Origin of the sequence: Borborobacter xinjiangensis (assembly GCF_047739745.1) — a bacterium.
GTDB lineage: Bacteria > Pseudomonadota > Alphaproteobacteria > Rhizobiales > Rhizobiaceae > Pseudaminobacter.
In genome coordinates, this window is record NZ_JBLLVA010000002.1 from 238,152 (window position 1) to 252,525 (window position 14,374).

At 59.9% G+C, this 14,374-nt stretch carries 21 protein-coding genes and 1 pseudogene; 15 read left to right on the forward strand and 7 right to left on the reverse strand.

Going from position 1 to position 14,374, the window contains the following annotated elements:
• Nucleotides 1-11: 11 nt before the first annotated feature.
• The 4 genes from ACLKMW_RS03410 to ACLKMW_RS03425 are packed head-to-tail and all read left to right on the forward strand — an operon-like array spanning nucleotide 12 to nucleotide 3,395.
• Entirely contained in the window at nucleotides 12-575 is a 564-nt protein-coding gene (locus ACLKMW_RS03410) for a hypothetical protein (protein WP_415722970.1), read from the forward strand.
• Nucleotides 572-1,030: a hypothetical protein gene (locus ACLKMW_RS03415; RefSeq protein ID WP_458575163.1), complete on the forward strand. Its 459-nt coding sequence runs from the start codon at nucleotides 572-574 to the stop codon at nucleotides 1,028-1,030. The genes ACLKMW_RS03410 and ACLKMW_RS03415 overlap by 4 nt, the downstream gene beginning before the upstream one ends.
• Before the next feature lie 2 nt (nucleotides 1,031-1,032).
• Nucleotides 1,033-2,409 (forward strand): helicase-related protein, encoded by a 1,377-nt coding sequence (locus tag ACLKMW_RS03420; protein WP_415722972.1) that lies wholly within the window; start codon nucleotides 1,033-1,035, stop codon nucleotides 2,407-2,409.
• Nucleotides 2,397-3,395 (forward strand): DNA-methyltransferase, encoded by a 999-nt coding sequence (locus tag ACLKMW_RS03425; protein WP_415722973.1) that lies wholly within the window; start codon nucleotides 2,397-2,399, stop codon nucleotides 3,393-3,395. Before ACLKMW_RS03420 ends, ACLKMW_RS03425 begins: the two co-directional genes overlap by 13 nt.
• Nucleotides 3,396-3,397: 2 nt before the next feature.
• On the opposite strand, the gene ACLKMW_RS03430 is transcribed toward ACLKMW_RS03425, so the two are convergent.
• Complete coding sequence (locus ACLKMW_RS03430) at nucleotides 3,398-3,661, reverse strand: DUF982 domain-containing protein (protein WP_415722974.1); 264 nt, start codon at nucleotides 3,659-3,661, stop codon at nucleotides 3,398-3,400.
• Between the two features lie 68 nt (nucleotides 3,662-3,729).
• Nucleotides 3,730-4,128: a DUF982 domain-containing protein gene (locus tag ACLKMW_RS03435; RefSeq protein ID WP_415722975.1), complete on the reverse strand. Its 399-nt coding sequence runs from the start codon at nucleotides 4,126-4,128 to the stop codon at nucleotides 3,730-3,732.
• Between ACLKMW_RS03435 and ACLKMW_RS03440 the strand changes: the two genes are divergently transcribed.
• Nucleotides 4,056-4,661, forward strand: coding sequence for a hypothetical protein (locus ACLKMW_RS03440; RefSeq protein ID WP_415723200.1), 606 nt, complete (start codon nucleotides 4,056-4,058; stop codon nucleotides 4,659-4,661). The two genes, ACLKMW_RS03435 and ACLKMW_RS03440, sit on opposite strands and share 73 nt — an antisense overlap.
• A 20-nt stretch (nucleotides 4,662-4,681) precedes the next feature.
• Here ACLKMW_RS03440 and ACLKMW_RS03445 read toward each other — a convergent pair whose 3' ends face one another.
• The 3 genes from ACLKMW_RS03445 to ACLKMW_RS03455 form a co-directional block, all read right to left on the reverse strand.
• Nucleotides 4,682-4,963, reverse strand: coding sequence for a DUF982 domain-containing protein (locus tag ACLKMW_RS03445; RefSeq protein WP_415722976.1), 282 nt, complete (start codon nucleotides 4,961-4,963; stop codon nucleotides 4,682-4,684).
• Between the two features lie 21 nt (nucleotides 4,964-4,984).
• On the reverse strand, nucleotides 4,985-5,287 hold the full coding sequence (locus ACLKMW_RS03450) for a DUF982 domain-containing protein (RefSeq protein ID WP_415722977.1): 303 nt from the start codon (nucleotides 5,285-5,287) through the stop codon (nucleotides 4,985-4,987).
• A gap of 132 nt (nucleotides 5,288-5,419) precedes the next feature.
• The gene (locus ACLKMW_RS03455; protein WP_415722978.1) at nucleotides 5,420-5,743 is read right to left on the reverse strand and encodes a DUF982 domain-containing protein; all 324 of its coding nucleotides are present in this window, start codon (nucleotides 5,741-5,743) and stop codon (nucleotides 5,420-5,422) included.
• A gap of 53 nt (nucleotides 5,744-5,796) precedes the next feature.
• Here ACLKMW_RS03455 and ACLKMW_RS03460 point away from each other — a divergent pair, with 53 nt between their 5' ends.
• A complete protein-coding gene (locus ACLKMW_RS03460; protein WP_415722979.1) occupies nucleotides 5,797-7,725 on the forward strand; it encodes a DNA cytosine methyltransferase in 1,929 nt (642 codons plus the stop codon).
• Between the two features lie 77 nt (nucleotides 7,726-7,802).
• Here ACLKMW_RS03460 and ACLKMW_RS03465 read toward each other — a convergent pair whose 3' ends face one another.
• Nucleotides 7,803-8,102 (reverse strand): DUF982 domain-containing protein, encoded by a 300-nt coding sequence (locus ACLKMW_RS03465; protein WP_415722980.1) that lies wholly within the window; start codon nucleotides 8,100-8,102, stop codon nucleotides 7,803-7,805.
• A gap of 125 nt (nucleotides 8,103-8,227) precedes the next feature.
• On the opposite strand from ACLKMW_RS03465, the pseudogene ACLKMW_RS03470 reads away from it, so the two are divergent.
• The 7 genes and pseudogenes from ACLKMW_RS03470 to ACLKMW_RS03500 form a co-directional block, all read left to right on the forward strand.
• Nucleotides 8,228-8,717 (forward strand): annotated as a pseudogene (locus ACLKMW_RS03470) (DnaB-like helicase N-terminal domain-containing protein); the annotation flags it as partial.
• A gap of 62 nt (nucleotides 8,718-8,779) precedes the next feature.
• Nucleotides 8,780-9,712: a DnaB-like helicase C-terminal domain-containing protein gene (locus tag ACLKMW_RS03475; protein ID WP_415723185.1), complete on the forward strand. Its 933-nt coding sequence runs from the start codon at nucleotides 8,780-8,782 to the stop codon at nucleotides 9,710-9,712.
• Nucleotides 9,709-10,002: a hypothetical protein gene (locus tag ACLKMW_RS03480; RefSeq protein WP_415722981.1), complete on the forward strand. Its 294-nt coding sequence runs from the start codon at nucleotides 9,709-9,711 to the stop codon at nucleotides 10,000-10,002. The genes ACLKMW_RS03475 and ACLKMW_RS03480 overlap by 4 nt, the downstream gene beginning before the upstream one ends.
• Nucleotides 9,999-10,388 carry a helix-turn-helix domain-containing protein gene (locus ACLKMW_RS03485; RefSeq protein WP_415722982.1) on the forward strand — a complete coding sequence of 130 codons (390 nt, stop codon included), beginning with the start codon at nucleotides 9,999-10,001 and terminating at the stop codon, nucleotides 10,386-10,388. The genes ACLKMW_RS03480 and ACLKMW_RS03485 overlap by 4 nt, the downstream gene beginning before the upstream one ends.
• Nucleotides 10,389-10,596: 208 nt before the next feature.
• Nucleotides 10,597-11,043: a hypothetical protein gene (locus tag ACLKMW_RS03490; protein ID WP_415722983.1), complete on the forward strand. Its 447-nt coding sequence runs from the start codon at nucleotides 10,597-10,599 to the stop codon at nucleotides 11,041-11,043.
• Nucleotides 11,040-11,552: an HD domain-containing protein gene (locus ACLKMW_RS03495; RefSeq protein WP_415722984.1), complete on the forward strand. Its 513-nt coding sequence runs from the start codon at nucleotides 11,040-11,042 to the stop codon at nucleotides 11,550-11,552. The genes ACLKMW_RS03490 and ACLKMW_RS03495 overlap by 4 nt, the downstream gene beginning before the upstream one ends.
• A gap of 2 nt (nucleotides 11,553-11,554) precedes the next feature.
• Nucleotides 11,555-12,247, forward strand: a complete 693-nt coding sequence (locus tag ACLKMW_RS03500) for a DUF6362 family protein (protein ID WP_415722985.1) — start codon at nucleotides 11,555-11,557, stop codon at nucleotides 12,245-12,247.
• Nucleotides 12,248-12,311: 64 nt separating this feature from the next.
• Here ACLKMW_RS03500 and ACLKMW_RS03505 read toward each other — a convergent pair whose 3' ends face one another.
• Nucleotides 12,312-12,527 carry a hypothetical protein gene (locus ACLKMW_RS03505; RefSeq protein WP_415722986.1) on the reverse strand — a complete coding sequence of 72 codons (216 nt, stop codon included), beginning with the start codon at nucleotides 12,525-12,527 and terminating at the stop codon, nucleotides 12,312-12,314.
• Between the two features lie 43 nt (nucleotides 12,528-12,570).
• Between ACLKMW_RS03505 and ACLKMW_RS03510 the strand changes: the two genes are divergently transcribed.
• Both ACLKMW_RS03510 and terL read left to right on the forward strand, forming a co-directional pair.
• Nucleotides 12,571-12,933, forward strand: a complete 363-nt coding sequence (locus ACLKMW_RS03510; RefSeq protein ID WP_415722987.1) for a hypothetical protein — start codon at nucleotides 12,571-12,573, stop codon at nucleotides 12,931-12,933.
• Nucleotides 12,875-14,368 carry a phage terminase large subunit gene (gene terL / locus ACLKMW_RS03515; RefSeq protein ID WP_415722988.1) on the forward strand — a complete coding sequence of 498 codons (1,494 nt, stop codon included), beginning with the start codon at nucleotides 12,875-12,877 and terminating at the stop codon, nucleotides 14,366-14,368. Before ACLKMW_RS03510 ends, terL begins: the two co-directional genes overlap by 59 nt.
• Nucleotides 14,369-14,374 lie beyond the last annotated feature (6 nt).

Below are 14,374 nucleotides of genomic sequence, written 5' to 3' on the forward strand. Positions count from 1 at the left end.
AGGAGATCAGCATGGCAGAAGCAGGACATAACAGCGGCATGGCCGAGAAGGACCAGCAGGTTCTCTTCTTCATCAACCGGAATGAATACGTCCGACTGCTGGAGGCGAAGAAGGCTGCGGATGCCGCGCTCAGGAACCACGGCAAGCAGATCAAGGCCGATCTTGGCGAGAATGGCATGCGCCAGATAAAACTGTACGAGGAACTGCGGACGCCGGAGGGCGAGGCAAAGTTCAAGGCTCAGCGGGCCGCAGATGCCCAAGCCGCCGCGTGGGCTGGTCTGCCGGTCAACACCCAAGCTGACATGTTCTCCGATCTGGCGCCGCTCGATGAGCGTGCATTCAATGTAGGCGAGGAAGCCGGCCTTCGCGGCGATACGCTCGCCAATCCCTACGATGAAAACTCGCACCACGGCCGTGAGTTCAAGCGCGGCTGGGAGTCCGGTCAGGCAAAACTTGCCGAGGGCATCAAGCAGAAGAAGGCGGAAGCCAGCACCACCGAGCGCATTGTCGGCGACGATGCTGGTCCTGCCGACGAAGACGACGCCGATCCGTTCGAAGACGCGGAGGCGGCGTGATGGCTAGAATCTACGTAGCGTCGTCGTGGCGAAACCCCCACCAACCGAACGTCGAAGTTCTTCGGGCGCATGGTCATGAGGTCTACGACTTCCGCAATCCCTTCAATGGCGTGAAGGGCTTTGCATGGTCGGAGATCGATCCCGACTGGCAAACTTGGTCGGCGGCGCGGTATCGCGAACTTCTGACCACTCATCCGATAGCGGCGCGCGGCTTCCTCTCCGACCTTCGCGGGATGCAATGGGCAGATACTTGCGTTCTTGTCCTTCCCTGCGGTCGTTCCGCCCATCTTGAAGCGGGCTGGTTCTGCGGCCAGGGCAAGCGGACCATCATCCTGACCCGCGACGGGGAAGAGCCGGAATTGATGGCTCTTCTTGCAACCGACATCTGCATTTCGGTCGACGAGGTGCTGAACGTGGTGCGCCCGTATGGCCGGTTTTCGCAGGCGGCGGAATAGATATGACCGTCCACTCCGACTATCGGCAGTTCCTAAGCAGGAAGGTCCACGAAGGCGCTGACCGCGGTTTCGAACCGACCTTCATGCCGGCCGAGCTCTTCGACTTCCAGCGATCCATGGTGGAATACGCTGTCGGCAAGGGAAGGGCTGCGCTGTTCGAGGATTGCGGCCTCGGAAAGACGATCCAGTTCTTAACCTGGGCCCAGAACATGATCGAGCACACCAATAAGCCTGTGCTTGTGCTGACACCCTTGGCGGTGGCGGGTCAGACGACCCGCGAAGCCGAGAAGTTCGGTATCGAGGCCTGCAGGTCCTCCGATGGGAGCCTGCCGAGCAAACTTGTCGTCACCAACTATGAGCGACTGATCCATTTCAATCCGGCCGACTTCGCCGGCGTCGTCTGTGACGAAAGTTCGATCCTCAAATCCTTCGACGGCGCGCGGAAGGCGGAGATCACGGACTTCATGAGGAAGGTGCAGTATCGCCTTCTGGCGACTGCGACCGCCGCGCCGAACGACTACATCGAGCTCGGCACGTCCTCCGAGGCCCTTGGATACATGGGCCACATGGACATGCTGAACCGGTTCTTCAGAAACGACCAGAACAATAGCGCGACCCGGCGCATGTATGGTGAGGCGCCGAAGTGGCGGTTCAAAGGCCATGCCGAATTGCCGTTCTGGCGGTGGGTATGCTCTTGGGCCCGTGCGATGCGTAAGCCGTCCGATCTGGGCTTTGACGACGGCGCGTTCCAACTCCCGCCGCTGATCGAAAAGGAGCATCTGGTCGAGGCGGAAACCATTGCCGACGGGATGCTGTTTGCCCTGCCTGCGACCACGCTGCCGGAACAGCGCGAGGAAAAGAAGCGAACCATCAAGGAGCGCTGCGAGCGCGCAGCCGAACTCGTCAACCACGATCGGCCGGCCATCGTCTGGTGCCAGTTCAATGAAGAGGCGGATTTGCTCGAGCAGATCATTCCCGGCGCAAAGCAGGTATCGGGTTCCCAGTCCGATGAGGTCAAGGAACGCCGGTTCATGGACTTCATCGACGGCAACATCCGAGTGCTCGTCACAAAGCCGAAGATCGGCGCGCTTGGCCTGAATTTTCAGCACTGCGCCCATGTCGTCTATTTCCCGTCGCACTCATTCGAGCAGTATTACCAGTCTGTCCGCCGGTGCTGGCGCTTTGGCCAGACCAAGCCGGTCCAGGTCGATGTAGTCCTGACCGAGGGCGAGCGGCGCATCATGGAAAACCTTCGCCGCAAGGCCGGTCAGGCCGAGGCGATGTTCGCCAATCTCATTTCCGAAATGAACAACGCAATGGCTGTCGACACGGCCAAGCGGTTCGACATGTCTATGGAGGTTCCTGCATGGGCGGCGTGATCGATCAGCGCATCACCGATACTTTCGCGATCTACAATTCGGACTGCATCGACGTGATGCAGGGACTGCCGAAGGAGAGTGTGTTCCTGTCGGTGTATTCGCCTCCCTTCGGCGGCCTGTACCATTATTCGAGCGACGAGCGGGACCTGTCGAACTGCAGGGACTATGACCAGTTCTTTGAGCACTACGAATATGTCGTGAGTGAGCTTTCCCGGCTCACGCTGCCTGGCCGGTGCTCGGCCGTTCATTGCATGGACGTTCCGACCGGCAACACCGGGTCAGACGCCTATATCGACTTCCCCGGCGACATCATCCGCCTGCACCAGCGCATGGGCTTCCATTTCGTCGCCCGTCACGCGATCTGGAAAGAGCCGCTATGGGTTCGTAACCGTACCCTGCAGAAGAACCTAGCGCACAAGACCGCGGTCGATGACAGCGTTCAGTGTGGCGTGGCATCGGCCGATTACCTTCTGATCTTTCGCAAACGTGGCGACAATCCGATCCCCGTCGCCAATCCCGTCGGGTTCCTCGAATACGCCGGTGACGATAGCAAAATGCCGGCCGATATCCGCCGTATTCGCGGCTTTGAGGGCGACCAGAAGAAGAACAAGTTCTCGCACTGGATCTGGCGCCGCTACGCATCCTCGATCTGGGATGACATCCGCATGGGGCGGGTGCTCCCTTACATCGAGGCGATGGACCAGGACGATGAAAAGCACGTCCATCCGCTGCAACTCGATGTGATCGACCGTATCGTCCAGATGCGCAGCAACGCCAACGAGACGGTGCTGACGCCATTCATGGGTGTCGGTTCGGAAGTCTGGTCTGCGGTTACCAAGGGCCGTAAGGGCATCGGCATCGAACTGAAGCCGAGCTATTTCCGGCAGGCTGTCCGAAATCTCGAAGCCGCCAAGTTCGGTGAGAACCTAGCCCCTCCGGTGCAGGAAGACATTTTCACGGCCGCCCAGGACAGCGAGGCCGCCTGATGTCAGTACAGCAATACCGTCGTGTCAATCTGCATCCCAGCCGTCCTCAATGCCAAAACAAATGCAGATCCCGCAGACGCCACGCTGTTCGTACCAATCTCAGCGCCGGCACACTGGTTCATCGCGTCGGCCCACTGAAAGCAATATTTCTTGGGCTCGTGATCGGCGAGAAAGTCCGAGGCCTCGGCTACCGTCGATACCAGGCTGAACCTTCGTGGCGAGCCTGCGCACACGACCATCGGCGTTCGAAATTGTTGATTATCCATCGGCCACAGTACGCCTCAACAGCAGCGATAGCGAGCGGGATATTCAGAAGGGGGGAGGCCGCCTGATGCTAGCTTCTGCGAAGTGCGAGGTCGACCCGCATACCGGCCTGTTCAACGGCCCGGATAAAGTCTGCCAGCGCCCGGTCGATGCTTGTGGCTCCCGACTTAGCCTCTTCACATCGATTCATCGCGTCGGTCCAGCGTTGACTATCGTGACCGGGCCAGTTGTCGAACAGGAAATCGGATGCTTCTCCCACCGTGCAAACCAGCCGGGAAATCCTCGAGTCGACTTCGGATACGGCGACGGGAGTTTTGAATCTTTCTGTGCTCATACGGCATCCTGCCCCGCAATAGAGGCGGAAGTGAGTGCCGTCGACCCTTCGGAAATGCGGGCATGTTGATCCTCGGCCTCGACATAGCAACGACGACCGGATTCGCCTGGTATGAGCCCGGCGCGTCGCTGGCATCCATCAAAACCGGCCTAATCAAGGCGACCGGCGAAAGTCATGAGGCCAAAGCCGCATCGCTAGGCGACCAGTTGCGCGAAATGTTCAAGGAGTGCCGCCCCGACTTTGTCGCGATCGAGGAGCCGCTTCGCAACATCAAGACGTTCAAGAAAACCATCCAGACCATGTATGGCCCCAAGGTCATTCAGACAGTCAACCCGAACCAGATGCTGCTCTACAGTCTTGTCGGCGCGGCGATGGTGGTGGTCAGCGCCTACAAGAAGCCATGGGAAACCATTCCGTCGGCGACGTGGCGCAAATCGTTCTTCGGGGCTGGGTTCAAGCCGCCGATCAAGATCATCGTGAGAGAAGGCGAGGATGCCGTCGCAGAGAAGCAGTGGAAGAAGGCCGCGGTTGATCGCTGCCGCCTATTGCGCATCGACGTGAAGAATGCCGACGCCGCAGAAGCCGTTGGCGTGGCCATCGCTGGCGAGCACACGCAGAGGTTCAAGCAGGAGCGCAACCGCGCAGATCAGGCGAAGGCGGCCGCATGACAACGACCGCCCCACATCGATCAGACGTGGATGTCTCCTCGGCCTTTGATAGCCGGGGGAACCCACTCGTCGACTATCAGCCCCTTCCTCTTGGCAAAGGCCACAAAGACGCCACGGGCTGTCTCGGGGTCCACTTCGCCCCTGAGTGCCGCTTTGCAGGCGCGAATAGCTGCCTTTTGTTCAGGACTATTCCCGCAATACTCCATGGCGAACTGGTAAGCATCGACGACGGAGTTAAGCTGCCGCGGGAAACCGAGGCCCATCCAGATGTGGATCGGTTCTTCGAAAGGCTGCGAAAGCATCGAAACCTCCCATTGCGTCTGTCAGGCGGTCACACCGCCGCCTTGGCCGGTCTTCGCGATCATCCAAGGCATCGGCATGCTGACGTTTTCGAGTATTTTCGCCGACTTGGCGAAGCTGGCGAATGCCTCTCGCGCGGCTCCAAGCGGGTAGTCGCCCTCAAATACTTTCTGACAGGCTCGAAGCGCTGTCTGGTAAATGGTGCCGCGTCTGTTCTTCGGCCATTCGTAGAGAAATTCCAGCGCGTCTTCCAGGCACGCGATTTCCTCAATGAGCCCTTCGGCGACTCTCACGAATACAGGGCTTTCGAACGTCTTCTCGCTCATCGAAATCTCCAATGGTTCGAACGATTTCAACAGTGTGAGGGATGGCCGTCCCAGCTGCGGGAAGCGACCGGTGAAAAATATGTGAAGCCGGTCTTGGAGAGTCAAGATCGGAGCGTGCGCGGCGGCATGAGCTCACATATCGCGCTTCAGCTTGGTCTTCTTTCTCCATCGAGGTACAGGCGAAGCACTTCGAGCCGGGCGCGCTGGCGCATCGCGGAGAATGTCTGCCTCCCAAGCAGCATCCTCAAAAGCCTTCCGGGCCTCCCTTGCCTCCTTCAGGCCCTGCAGTACGGCAAGGCAAGCTTTTCTCGCTGCCAGATGACGTTTACCGGCCTCGGACGGCCATTTGTCATCAAGCAGGACTTCGGCGGCTTCTCTGACGCTGGTGACGTTACGATGCTGCCCGGGTTTGCCGAAGGCAATATGCACCGGCTTGTCAAAAGGCTTGTTCTCCATGACGCGCACTCCAGAGACGCGACTCAACGCGGATCGGAAAAGGCGGTTCCGGCATGAAGCGGAAGATGCTCGTTGCCGATCTCCTTTGCGGTGCCGGCGGTTCCTCGACTGGCGCCCAGCGCGCGCTCGCCGAACTTGGCCTCGATATGGAGCTCGTCTGCGTCAATCACTGGCGCACGGCAATCAAGACGCACGAACTCAATCATCCGGAAGCCCGCCACTACGTGCAGGATATCTCGACTGTCCGGCCGCACATCATCGTGCCCGAAGGTTACCTGGACCTCCTCATGGCCTCACCGACCTGCACCCACCATTCGGTGGCACGCGGCGGAAAGCCGACGTCCGACCAGCAGCGTTCAGATCCTTGGCACATCATCACCTGGCTGACCGAGCTTCGGGTGAATCGGATCATCATCGAGAACGTCTGGGAGTTCTGCGGCTGGGGTCCGGTCAATCCGAAGACCGGCAAGCCGATCAAGGAACGCAAGGGCGAGTACTTCCACGCCTGGATTGAAACCATCAAGCGTCTAGGCTTCGAACCGGAATGGCGGAAGCTGAACGCCGCTGATTACGGTGACGCCACGACCCGGCAGCGGTTCATCCTCATGGCCCGGTCGGATGGCCGCAAGGTGTCCTGGCCAATGCCGACACATCGCAAGATCGACGGCAAGCGCAGCGATCTGTTCGATGACAAGAAGCCGTGGCGGCCGGCGCGCGAGATCATCGACTGGCAGATCAAAGGCCGATCGATCTTCCACCGCAAAAAGGCGCTCGCCCCGAAAACGCTGGCACGCATCTATGCCGGTGCCGTGAAGTTCGGATGGCCGGAGCCATTCCTTGTCATCCTGCGCAATCATATGGCCGGGCAGAGCGTCGACGGACCATTGCCGACCATCGCGGCGAATGGAACGCATATCGGTCTGGCCGAGCCGGTCATCGTCAACATGAAAGGTCAGTCAACAGCGTCCGGCATAGGGGAACCGTTGCCGACGCAAACCTCGCACGCTGGTCACCTCTATTCTGCCGAACCGGTCATCATGAACGGCAGGAAAGGCAACCAGGCCAAGCCGGTTTCGACCGAACCGATCCCGACGCTCGACACGAAAGGCGGCGTTTGGCTCGCGGAGCCGTTGGTGCTTTCCGTTAACAACAGCGGGGCTCCTCGCTCGGCTGACGATCCGCTGCCGACCATCACCACGGGAGGCGCCGGAACGGCGAGGCGAGAGGGTTGCGTGCGGCCGATGCTTGTCGAGCCGTTCGTTCTTTCGCAGGCGTCAGGCGGTGCGCCGCGGGGCGTCAGCGATCCGATCCCAACCGCGCCCACTGGCGGCGCTCACGCGCTGATCTCGCCTTACTACGGCTCCGGCTCCGGCGAGACGTGCAACAGCGTTGATGAGGCTCTTCCGACCATTACCGCCAAGGCTCGCTTCGGCATGGTGGTTCCTGTCACGCAATCAGGCGGCGGCGCCCAGGCGCGCGACGTAGAGCAACCCATTCCCACTCTCACGACGGCAAAGGGTGGCGAGTTCGCCGTGGTCCTGCCCGTCACGCACGACGGCGGGCACGAGCGGGTGCAGGATGTTGAGATGCCGTTGCCGACGATTACGGGGGCGAACCGGGGCGAACTGGCATTCATCACTGCTCAATTCGGGGAGAGGGAAGGGCAGGCTCCGCGCGTTCACAGCATCGACAATCCGACCCCAACCATCGCGGCGACCGGGCACGTCAATCTCGTTGAGGCGACCCCAACCTACGACATCCTGTTCCGCATGCTGGAGCCACACGAATTGGCGGCTGCCATGGGCTTCAACACCGACGATCAGGAATACGAGTTCGCCGGCACCAAAACCGAGAAGATCAAGCAGATCGGGAACGCCGTTTCCGTCGCAAAGATGAAGGCATGCGTCGGCGCGATCATGGCCGATGCGGCTCCAAAGCGGCGACAGATGGATCCCATCGAATTCCGGGAGGCGGCGGAGTGATCACTGCTGGCGTCAGTTACGGCCGACAATTCGATGGAGGAGGCCGCATGAGCGACCTCTCCATTCCCAATGCGACTTTAAGCAGAGACGCGGCCACCGGAGCCCGACTGGATCATCCAAGGCTTAACGGCAGGCTCCTTCTCAAGGATGCCCTTCTTCATAGCGAAGGCGCGGATCGCGTCTCGAGCGACCTTAACAGGCTTGAGCCCGTTGTATGCCATAGAGCACGTCCTCAGCGCGGCCTCGTGGAGTATGTCGCGCTTGGGTTCTGGCCATTCCTCCAGATACTCGATCGCGTCAGTCACACTGGTGATCTCGCGCACCAGGTACTTACCTTCCTTCAGATAGACCGGTTTGTCGAAGGCTCTAGCGTCCATCTTTCCCTCTCTATTGTTGAGCGATTTCAGCAACTAGGCAGCCGTTATGAAACGGCCGATAGAGATTTGAGATCGCTTCTCGACCGATTCAAGGGGTCGGCACTCGCACCTACGGAGGAGCCGCTATGAACGCCCACTCCCGCGATCTCCGGCCGGCACTCCCTGATGCCATCGAGGCGAAGTTTCGCCGCGAAGCGCCGAACAATATCGAGGCGGAACAGGCGCTCCTCGGCGCGATCCTCGTCAACAATGACGCCTTCTATCGCGTTTCGGATTTCCTCAAAGCCTCACATTTCTACGAACCGCTGCACCGCAAGATCTTCGAGGTCGCCGGCGAGCTCATCCGCATGGGCAAGATGGCCAATCCGGTCCTCATAAAGTCATACCTGCCCGCCGACGAGAAGGTCGGCGACATGACGGTCGCGCATTATCTGGCACGGCTGGCGGCAGAAGCGGTCACCATCATCAATGCGGTCGACTACGGAAAGGCCGTCTACGACCTCGCTCAAAGGCGCGGCCTCATTGTCATCGGTGAGGACTTGGTGAGCGCCGCCTATGACGCGCCCGTAGATGCTCCTGCCCGTCAAATCGGGCAGGACGCAGAGGCAAGGATAATTGAAACGTTTGCTGAAGCGCCTGATGACGATAGCTGCAACGTCGAAGACATCGTTGCCGGCATGGTCGAGGCCTTTGCCGATCAACGTCAGAAGCCGGTTGTTCCGCTGCCGCTCCCCCAACTGCGGGAGATAATCGGCGGCGACATGGAGGCCGGGATGCTAATCGGGATGCTTTCGGGGTCTGGCGAAGGCAAAACGTCCCTTGCGCTCCAGATCGTCGGTCAGGCTTTGGCGAGCGGTCATCCGGTCATGATCCTTTCCTTTGACCAGTCCAAGCAGCAGATCATCGACCAGATCGTCAGCCAGAGGACGGGTATCGAGAATACCCGCATCCGGGCGCGGACGATGATGGAAAAGGAATTGGAGCGTTACCTGGATGGCTTGTCCGAAGTGAAGGCAATGCCGCTGCGCATTCGGAAGTGCAACGGCTCCTATGACACTGCGGGCCACCTTGTCGGGTATGTGAAGCGCTCGCTCATGCCGCTTTGCCGTAGGCTGGGGAAACCCGGATTGGTCATCCTCGATCACTCCCGCAAAGTCTGTCCGCGCGATCCGAGAGCTCACGAGGGCCGTATCGCCGCCGACATCAACGGAGTCTGCAAGCAAGCCGCCGAGGATATGGGCGTGGTCTGGCTCAATCTCATGCAGCGTTCGACATCGGGAGCAAAGCGCCCAAACCCCCGTCCGATCGATTCCGACATCTTCGGTGGCGAGCAGGGCAGGGAGGATTACGACGCGATTTTCTACCTCTATCGCGCTTGGAAATACTGGCAAAACCAACTGGCCACAGCCGGTGAAGACAAAGACATCGACCGCATCAACGCTCGGTTCAATCGTGAAAAATGGACGGAAGACCAAGCGGAAATCGGCGTTCTCAAATGGCGCTTCGGTGATCCCAACAAGCGCTTCAAAGTTCGCTTTGAGGCGCAGTTCACCAGATACGTGTCGATGCGTGAGGACACGCCGCCTGCTTTCGAAGGATTTCTGGAATGACCAATCATATTCACGCAAAGGCGAAATGGCTGGATGGAACATGGCGAGCGCTCGTTCGCTACAGCCACAAGGCCGATTATTGGCCGGTCATGGACGGGGATCGCCCAGCAGCATACCCGACGAAGGATGCGGCCGAGATAGCGGCACTCCGTGCCCAGGAAAAGCATATCAACGGCACTATTACCGGCTTCGGAGATAAGGTTGAAGCCGCTCGCACAGAAACGGACAAGCTCTTCCGGCTCGGCAAGAAACCGATTGATCTCGAAACCAAGCGGAGGGCGCGAGCATGAGCTTCCTCGCCGCATATTCACGCAACACCATGGCAGGTGCCGCCAGGATAGCCGCCCAACGTGAAAGAGCACGTCTGGCGCAGCTTCCAGCCACGGAACCGAAGCCCGCGCCAGCGGCCGCGCCTGAGCCGAGCAACGTGGTTTCGTTCAAGACGCCGAAGGACGAATTGCTCGACATCATCGACAAGGTGGCCCGGATGCATGGTTCAACGTTCCGGGCAGTGATGAGCAAGTGTCGCACAGACAAGATCGCCCATGCCCGGCAGGCATGCATATGCGCCGTGAAGGAAGCGCGACCGGGAATGTCGCTGCCTCAGATCGGCCGCGTCTTCGGGGTCGATCACTCGAGCGTTCTGCATTCACTGAAAAAGCGAGGCTACAAATGAGCGCCTGGTTTCGATACGAGCGATCGCTTGGGAGATGGTGCCCCGTGGTGATCTACGGCGACAAGCCGCGGACACCGAAGGGTGAGGAAGGCCGATACACTGTCGCAGTGCCAGTTCCGGCCGATTGTCTCGGATCGGATGGGTCGCCGATGTTCGGGCGGCTGCAGGCAGTGTTCCCGGCACCGGCGAGCCGTGATGAGGTCAGCCCTTGACGATCCCTGCTCATATCCAGCGGCTTTGCGACGAGTTCGACGTCAGGATCATCGATCGCCATCGATATCCCGATATCGGAGAGACGCGGGCTGTCGAGACAATGGCGCGCATCTATCGGCGCTATGGTGAAGAGCATCTTCGCCTCGTGCTGTCGACATTGGTCGAAACGGCCAACAACAAGATCCTGCTCGACGAGGTCGGTTTGTGGATGGCTTCCGACATGGTGTTGAAGTGCCGAGAACTGATCGAGCGTCAGGCCGGCGACTGGCTGGAAATGTGGGATGCGATACCCGGCGGCGAGCTGCAGTTTGTCTGCCAGGAACTCAGCGGGATCATTCCGCAGCGATACGCGTTGGGCGGCATGGTCTTTGAGCGAATCTACAGGAGGTTCGGGCCCAACTCAGCCCAGCTCGACCTTCTCGATGACAGGAGGCGGCCGTGACGGATGATCTCTGCGATCGCGCGCTGGAGTTCGCCACAAAAGCGCACGAGTCCATCAACCAGCGTCGCAAATACACCGGTGAACCGTACATCGTTCACCCCATTGCCGTAGCCGAGATCGTCAAGACCGTGCCGCATACGCCGGAAATGATCGCTGCGGCCTACCTACATGACGTCGTCGAGGATACAGCAGTCACAATCGAGGAAATCGAGGCGGAGTTCGGCAAGGAGGTGGCAGACCTCGTGGGCTGGCTGACCGATGTTTCCAAGCCTCAAGACGGCAATCGTCGGGCCCGCAAAGCCATCGACCGGGAGCACAGTGCCAAGGCGCCGGCAGAAGCCCAGACCATCAAGCTTGCCGACCTGATCGACAACACCAAGGCGATAAAGCCCCATGATCCGGGGTTCTGGAAAGTCTACCGCAGGGAGAAACATGAGCTCCTTGAGGTTCTGACCAGGGGCGACCGCACTCTGTGGCAGCGGGCACAAGAAAGCAGTAGGGAGGCTTAGCCTTGAACATCGGCGAAATCGCTGAACGCATCGTCATGGCTGTCGAGATCGAAGAGGCAAGCCATGCCTATCGCGTCGGTCCCAATCCCGCGCGATCGCTCCAGCTTCCTTACGAGCATAGTTGGGCGGATCGCAACGGCTGGGGCAAGACGCGCCATGAGGAAGAAACCGCGGCCCTGTGGAAGGCGATCCTCAACAGGCCGACACCGCAGCAGATCACCGAAGCCGAGGAGGCTTTGTCCTGGCTCCGGCTGGTCAGCCATGAAGACGAACGGACTGCTCTGGCCGCGTGGGCGCGCTGTATGGCCGACAGCAAGCGGCAATTCTTCAAGGATTGGTGTTTCGACAATGGCATCCATCCTGAAACTGGCCGGCGGCGCAAAGACCGGGCTCTTGCTCGTATTCATGCACAACTCAACCGCAGCGATGTGCAGAATTGCGAAACCACTGGTCTGGGGGAGTTGCCTGACGACCGCGAAATCGAGGATATTGACGCTACATTCCCAAAGTCGCAGCCGAAAGGAAATCCGTCATACACGTGGCGTGATGACGACGCTTTTCAGCCAATCGTGTTTGCCCGAAGGGAAGGTACTCGGGAGATCGAGACGCTAGCCGATGATTTCTCCTGGGCCGCCAAGAGGAACGAACGGCGGCGGCAGCGTGAGGCGAGGAAGCGCCAAAGAGAGGCGGCATAATTCTCAAGACCCTTCGGGGCCGGCAGGGCTGATCTCCTGCCGAAGATGTAGGTGACTAAGTGGATTATCGTGCGTTGTCGCACAGATCCTGGATGTCGTCGATGGTTTGTCCTAGAGCACTCTCTATGCCTTTTCGGACACCCATCAAAAACGCCGTACTGTTGTATTTCGTGTATGGAGCATAAGGGGTGTACGGCAGGTAAGTGGCCGTCCCCTTGATGGCCCTGTAGCCCACCTCAAATCCAGTGGCGAAATCGCCGTTTCGGATGATATCGTTCACAATAGCCCTCCGTCTAAAATAGACCGAAAGTAGATCAGAGTAGATGGCAGTCGGCAAGAAGACTGGCGGGCGCCAGAAGGGAACGCCGAATAGGGCCACAGCGCGGCGTGAACGCGAGATATCCAAATCGGGCATGACGCCGCTGGAGTACATGCTCAAGGTGATGCGCAACCCGAAGGCAGATGCCGGCCGTCGCGATGACATGGCGAAAGCCGCGGCTCCCTATGTCCATCCCAAGCTTGCCTCTATGCAGCACACCGGCCGCAACGGTGGCCCGATCCAGACCGTGGACATAACCCGCCTCAAGGGCATGAGTGACCAGGAGCTTGAAGTTCTTGAACGTGCACTTGTCCAGATCGGCATTGTTGACGGCGATCCGGGCCGAGAAGGAGGCGAGGAAATCTGAGGAGGACCGAAGGCGCGAGCGGGAAAAGCTGCTCGGCTCGCACCTGGCCTTCACGAAGAAGTTCTTTCTGGAGAAGGAAGGGCAGCCGTTTTCAGTTGCCCCGTTCCATCCCGTCATGTGCGGCACCCTCGACCGGGTATTCACTGGCGAGATAAAGCGGCTGATCATCAATATCCCGCCGGGCTACGGTAAGACCGAGCTGGCGGTGATCAACTTCATCGCCCGCGGATTTGCGATCAATCCGCGGTCCCGGTTCATCCACGCCAGCTACGCCGAGCCGCTGGCGCTCGACAACTCGACCAAGGTCAAGGACGTCATCAGCCTGCCGGGCTATCAGGGCCACTGGCCGGTGACGATGCGTCCGGATCAGAACGCCAAGGGGCTTTGGCGAACAACGGCAGGTGGCCATCTGCGCGCTGCGGCGGCGGGCCAGCCTATTACAGGTTTCCGCGCCGGCATCTTGGCCGAGCCGGGCTTTACCGGCGCGCTGGTCATCGACGATCCGCTCAAGCCTGACGATGCCTCGTCCGACACGACCCGGAAGTTCATCAACGCGAGGTGGGAGAACACCTTCAAGTCGCGTCTGGCGCATGAGGATGTCCCGGTCATCGTCATCATGCAGCGCCTGCATGTCGATGACTTCGTTGCGCATCTGCTGGAGAACAGCGGCGAGCATTGGCACCTGCTGAAGCTTCCCGTGCTCATTGAAGGGCAGGGGAAGGCGCCGGCGGGCGATGTGACGCTGATCCCGCATGGGCTGCCTGACGGTCCGCTGTGGGACCAGAAGCATACGCTGGATCAGATCAAGGTCCTGCAGGGCGCCCCGCACGTCTATGCGGGACAGTATGCCCAGGAGCCAACGGTCGCCGGTGGTAACCTGTTTAAACCCGGCTTGCTGCCTCGCTATGACGATGTGCCCCGGCTGGCCTGGCGGGCGATCTATGTCGACACCGCGCAAAAGACCAAGGAGCGGAACGACTACACCGTCTTCGAGCATTGGGGCGCCGGCGTCGACGGCAAGGCCTATCTGCTCGAGGTGGTGCGCGACCGGTTCGAGGCGCCGGAGTTGGAAAAGACGGCGTTCGCGCTCTGGACCCGCTGTAAGGACATGGATCACGAGCGATACGGCTATCTCCGCAAGATGGCCATTGAAGACAAGGTGTCCGGCACCGGCTTGATCCAGTCGCTGACGCGCAAGGCGATCCCGGTGATCGCGGTCCCTCGTGAGAAAGACAAATACACAAGGGCGCTCGACGTGGTGCCGGCTGCTGCTGCAGGGCTGATCGTGCTGCCTAAGTCCGCGCCGTGGCTGAAAGACTTCGAATCCGAACTGGCGGCGTTCCCCGACGGTGGGTTTGATGACCAGGTCGATCCCTTCATTGATGCCGCGCTCGACATCTGCGGCTTCCTCGGCATGAACCTGGACAATCTGTGAGGCACG

Bases quoted from the DNA above. Each gene is read 5' to 3' on its own strand.
- ACLKMW_RS03445 (WP_415722976.1), bottom strand. From the start codon at position 4,963: ATGCTTTCGCAGCCTTTCGAAGAACCGATCCACATCTGGATGGGCCTC.
- ACLKMW_RS03425 (WP_415722973.1), top strand. From the start codon at position 2,397: ATGGGCGGCGTGATCGATCAGCGCATCACCGATACTTTCGCGATCTAC.
- ACLKMW_RS03510 (WP_415722987.1), top strand. From the start codon at position 12,571: ATGGCAGTCGGCAAGAAGACTGGCGGGCGCCAGAAGGGAACGCCGAAT.
- ACLKMW_RS03480 (WP_415722981.1), top strand. From the start codon at position 9,709: ATGACCAATCATATTCACGCAAAGGCGAAATGGCTGGATGGAACATGG.
- ACLKMW_RS03435 (WP_415722975.1), bottom strand. From the start codon at position 4,128: ATGCCAGCGACGCGCCGGGCTCATACCAGGCGAATCCGGTCGTCGTTG.
- ACLKMW_RS03410 (WP_415722970.1), top strand. From the start codon at position 12: ATGGCAGAAGCAGGACATAACAGCGGCATGGCCGAGAAGGACCAGCAG.
- ACLKMW_RS03430 (WP_415722974.1), bottom strand. From the start codon at position 3,661: ATGGATAATCAACAATTTCGAACGCCGATGGTCGTGTGCGCAGGCTCG.
- ACLKMW_RS03455 (WP_415722978.1), bottom strand. From the start codon at position 5,743: ATGGAGAACAAGCCTTTTGACAAGCCGGTGCATATTGCCTTCGGCAAA.
- ACLKMW_RS03420 (WP_415722972.1), top strand. From the start codon at position 1,033: ATGACCGTCCACTCCGACTATCGGCAGTTCCTAAGCAGGAAGGTCCAC.
- ACLKMW_RS03440 (WP_415723200.1), top strand. From the start codon at position 4,056: ATGTTGATCCTCGGCCTCGACATAGCAACGACGACCGGATTCGCCTGG.
- ACLKMW_RS03465 (WP_415722980.1), bottom strand. From the start codon at position 8,102: ATGGACGCTAGAGCCTTCGACAAACCGGTCTATCTGAAGGAAGGTAAG.
- ACLKMW_RS03485 (WP_415722982.1), top strand. From the start codon at position 9,999: ATGAGCTTCCTCGCCGCATATTCACGCAACACCATGGCAGGTGCCGCC.
- ACLKMW_RS03450 (WP_415722977.1), bottom strand. From the start codon at position 5,287: ATGAGCGAGAAGACGTTCGAAAGCCCTGTATTCGTGAGAGTCGCCGAA.
- ACLKMW_RS03460 (WP_415722979.1), top strand. From the start codon at position 5,797: ATGAAGCGGAAGATGCTCGTTGCCGATCTCCTTTGCGGTGCCGGCGGT.
- ACLKMW_RS03475 (WP_415723185.1), top strand. From the start codon at position 8,780: ATGGTCGAGGCCTTTGCCGATCAACGTCAGAAGCCGGTTGTTCCGCTG.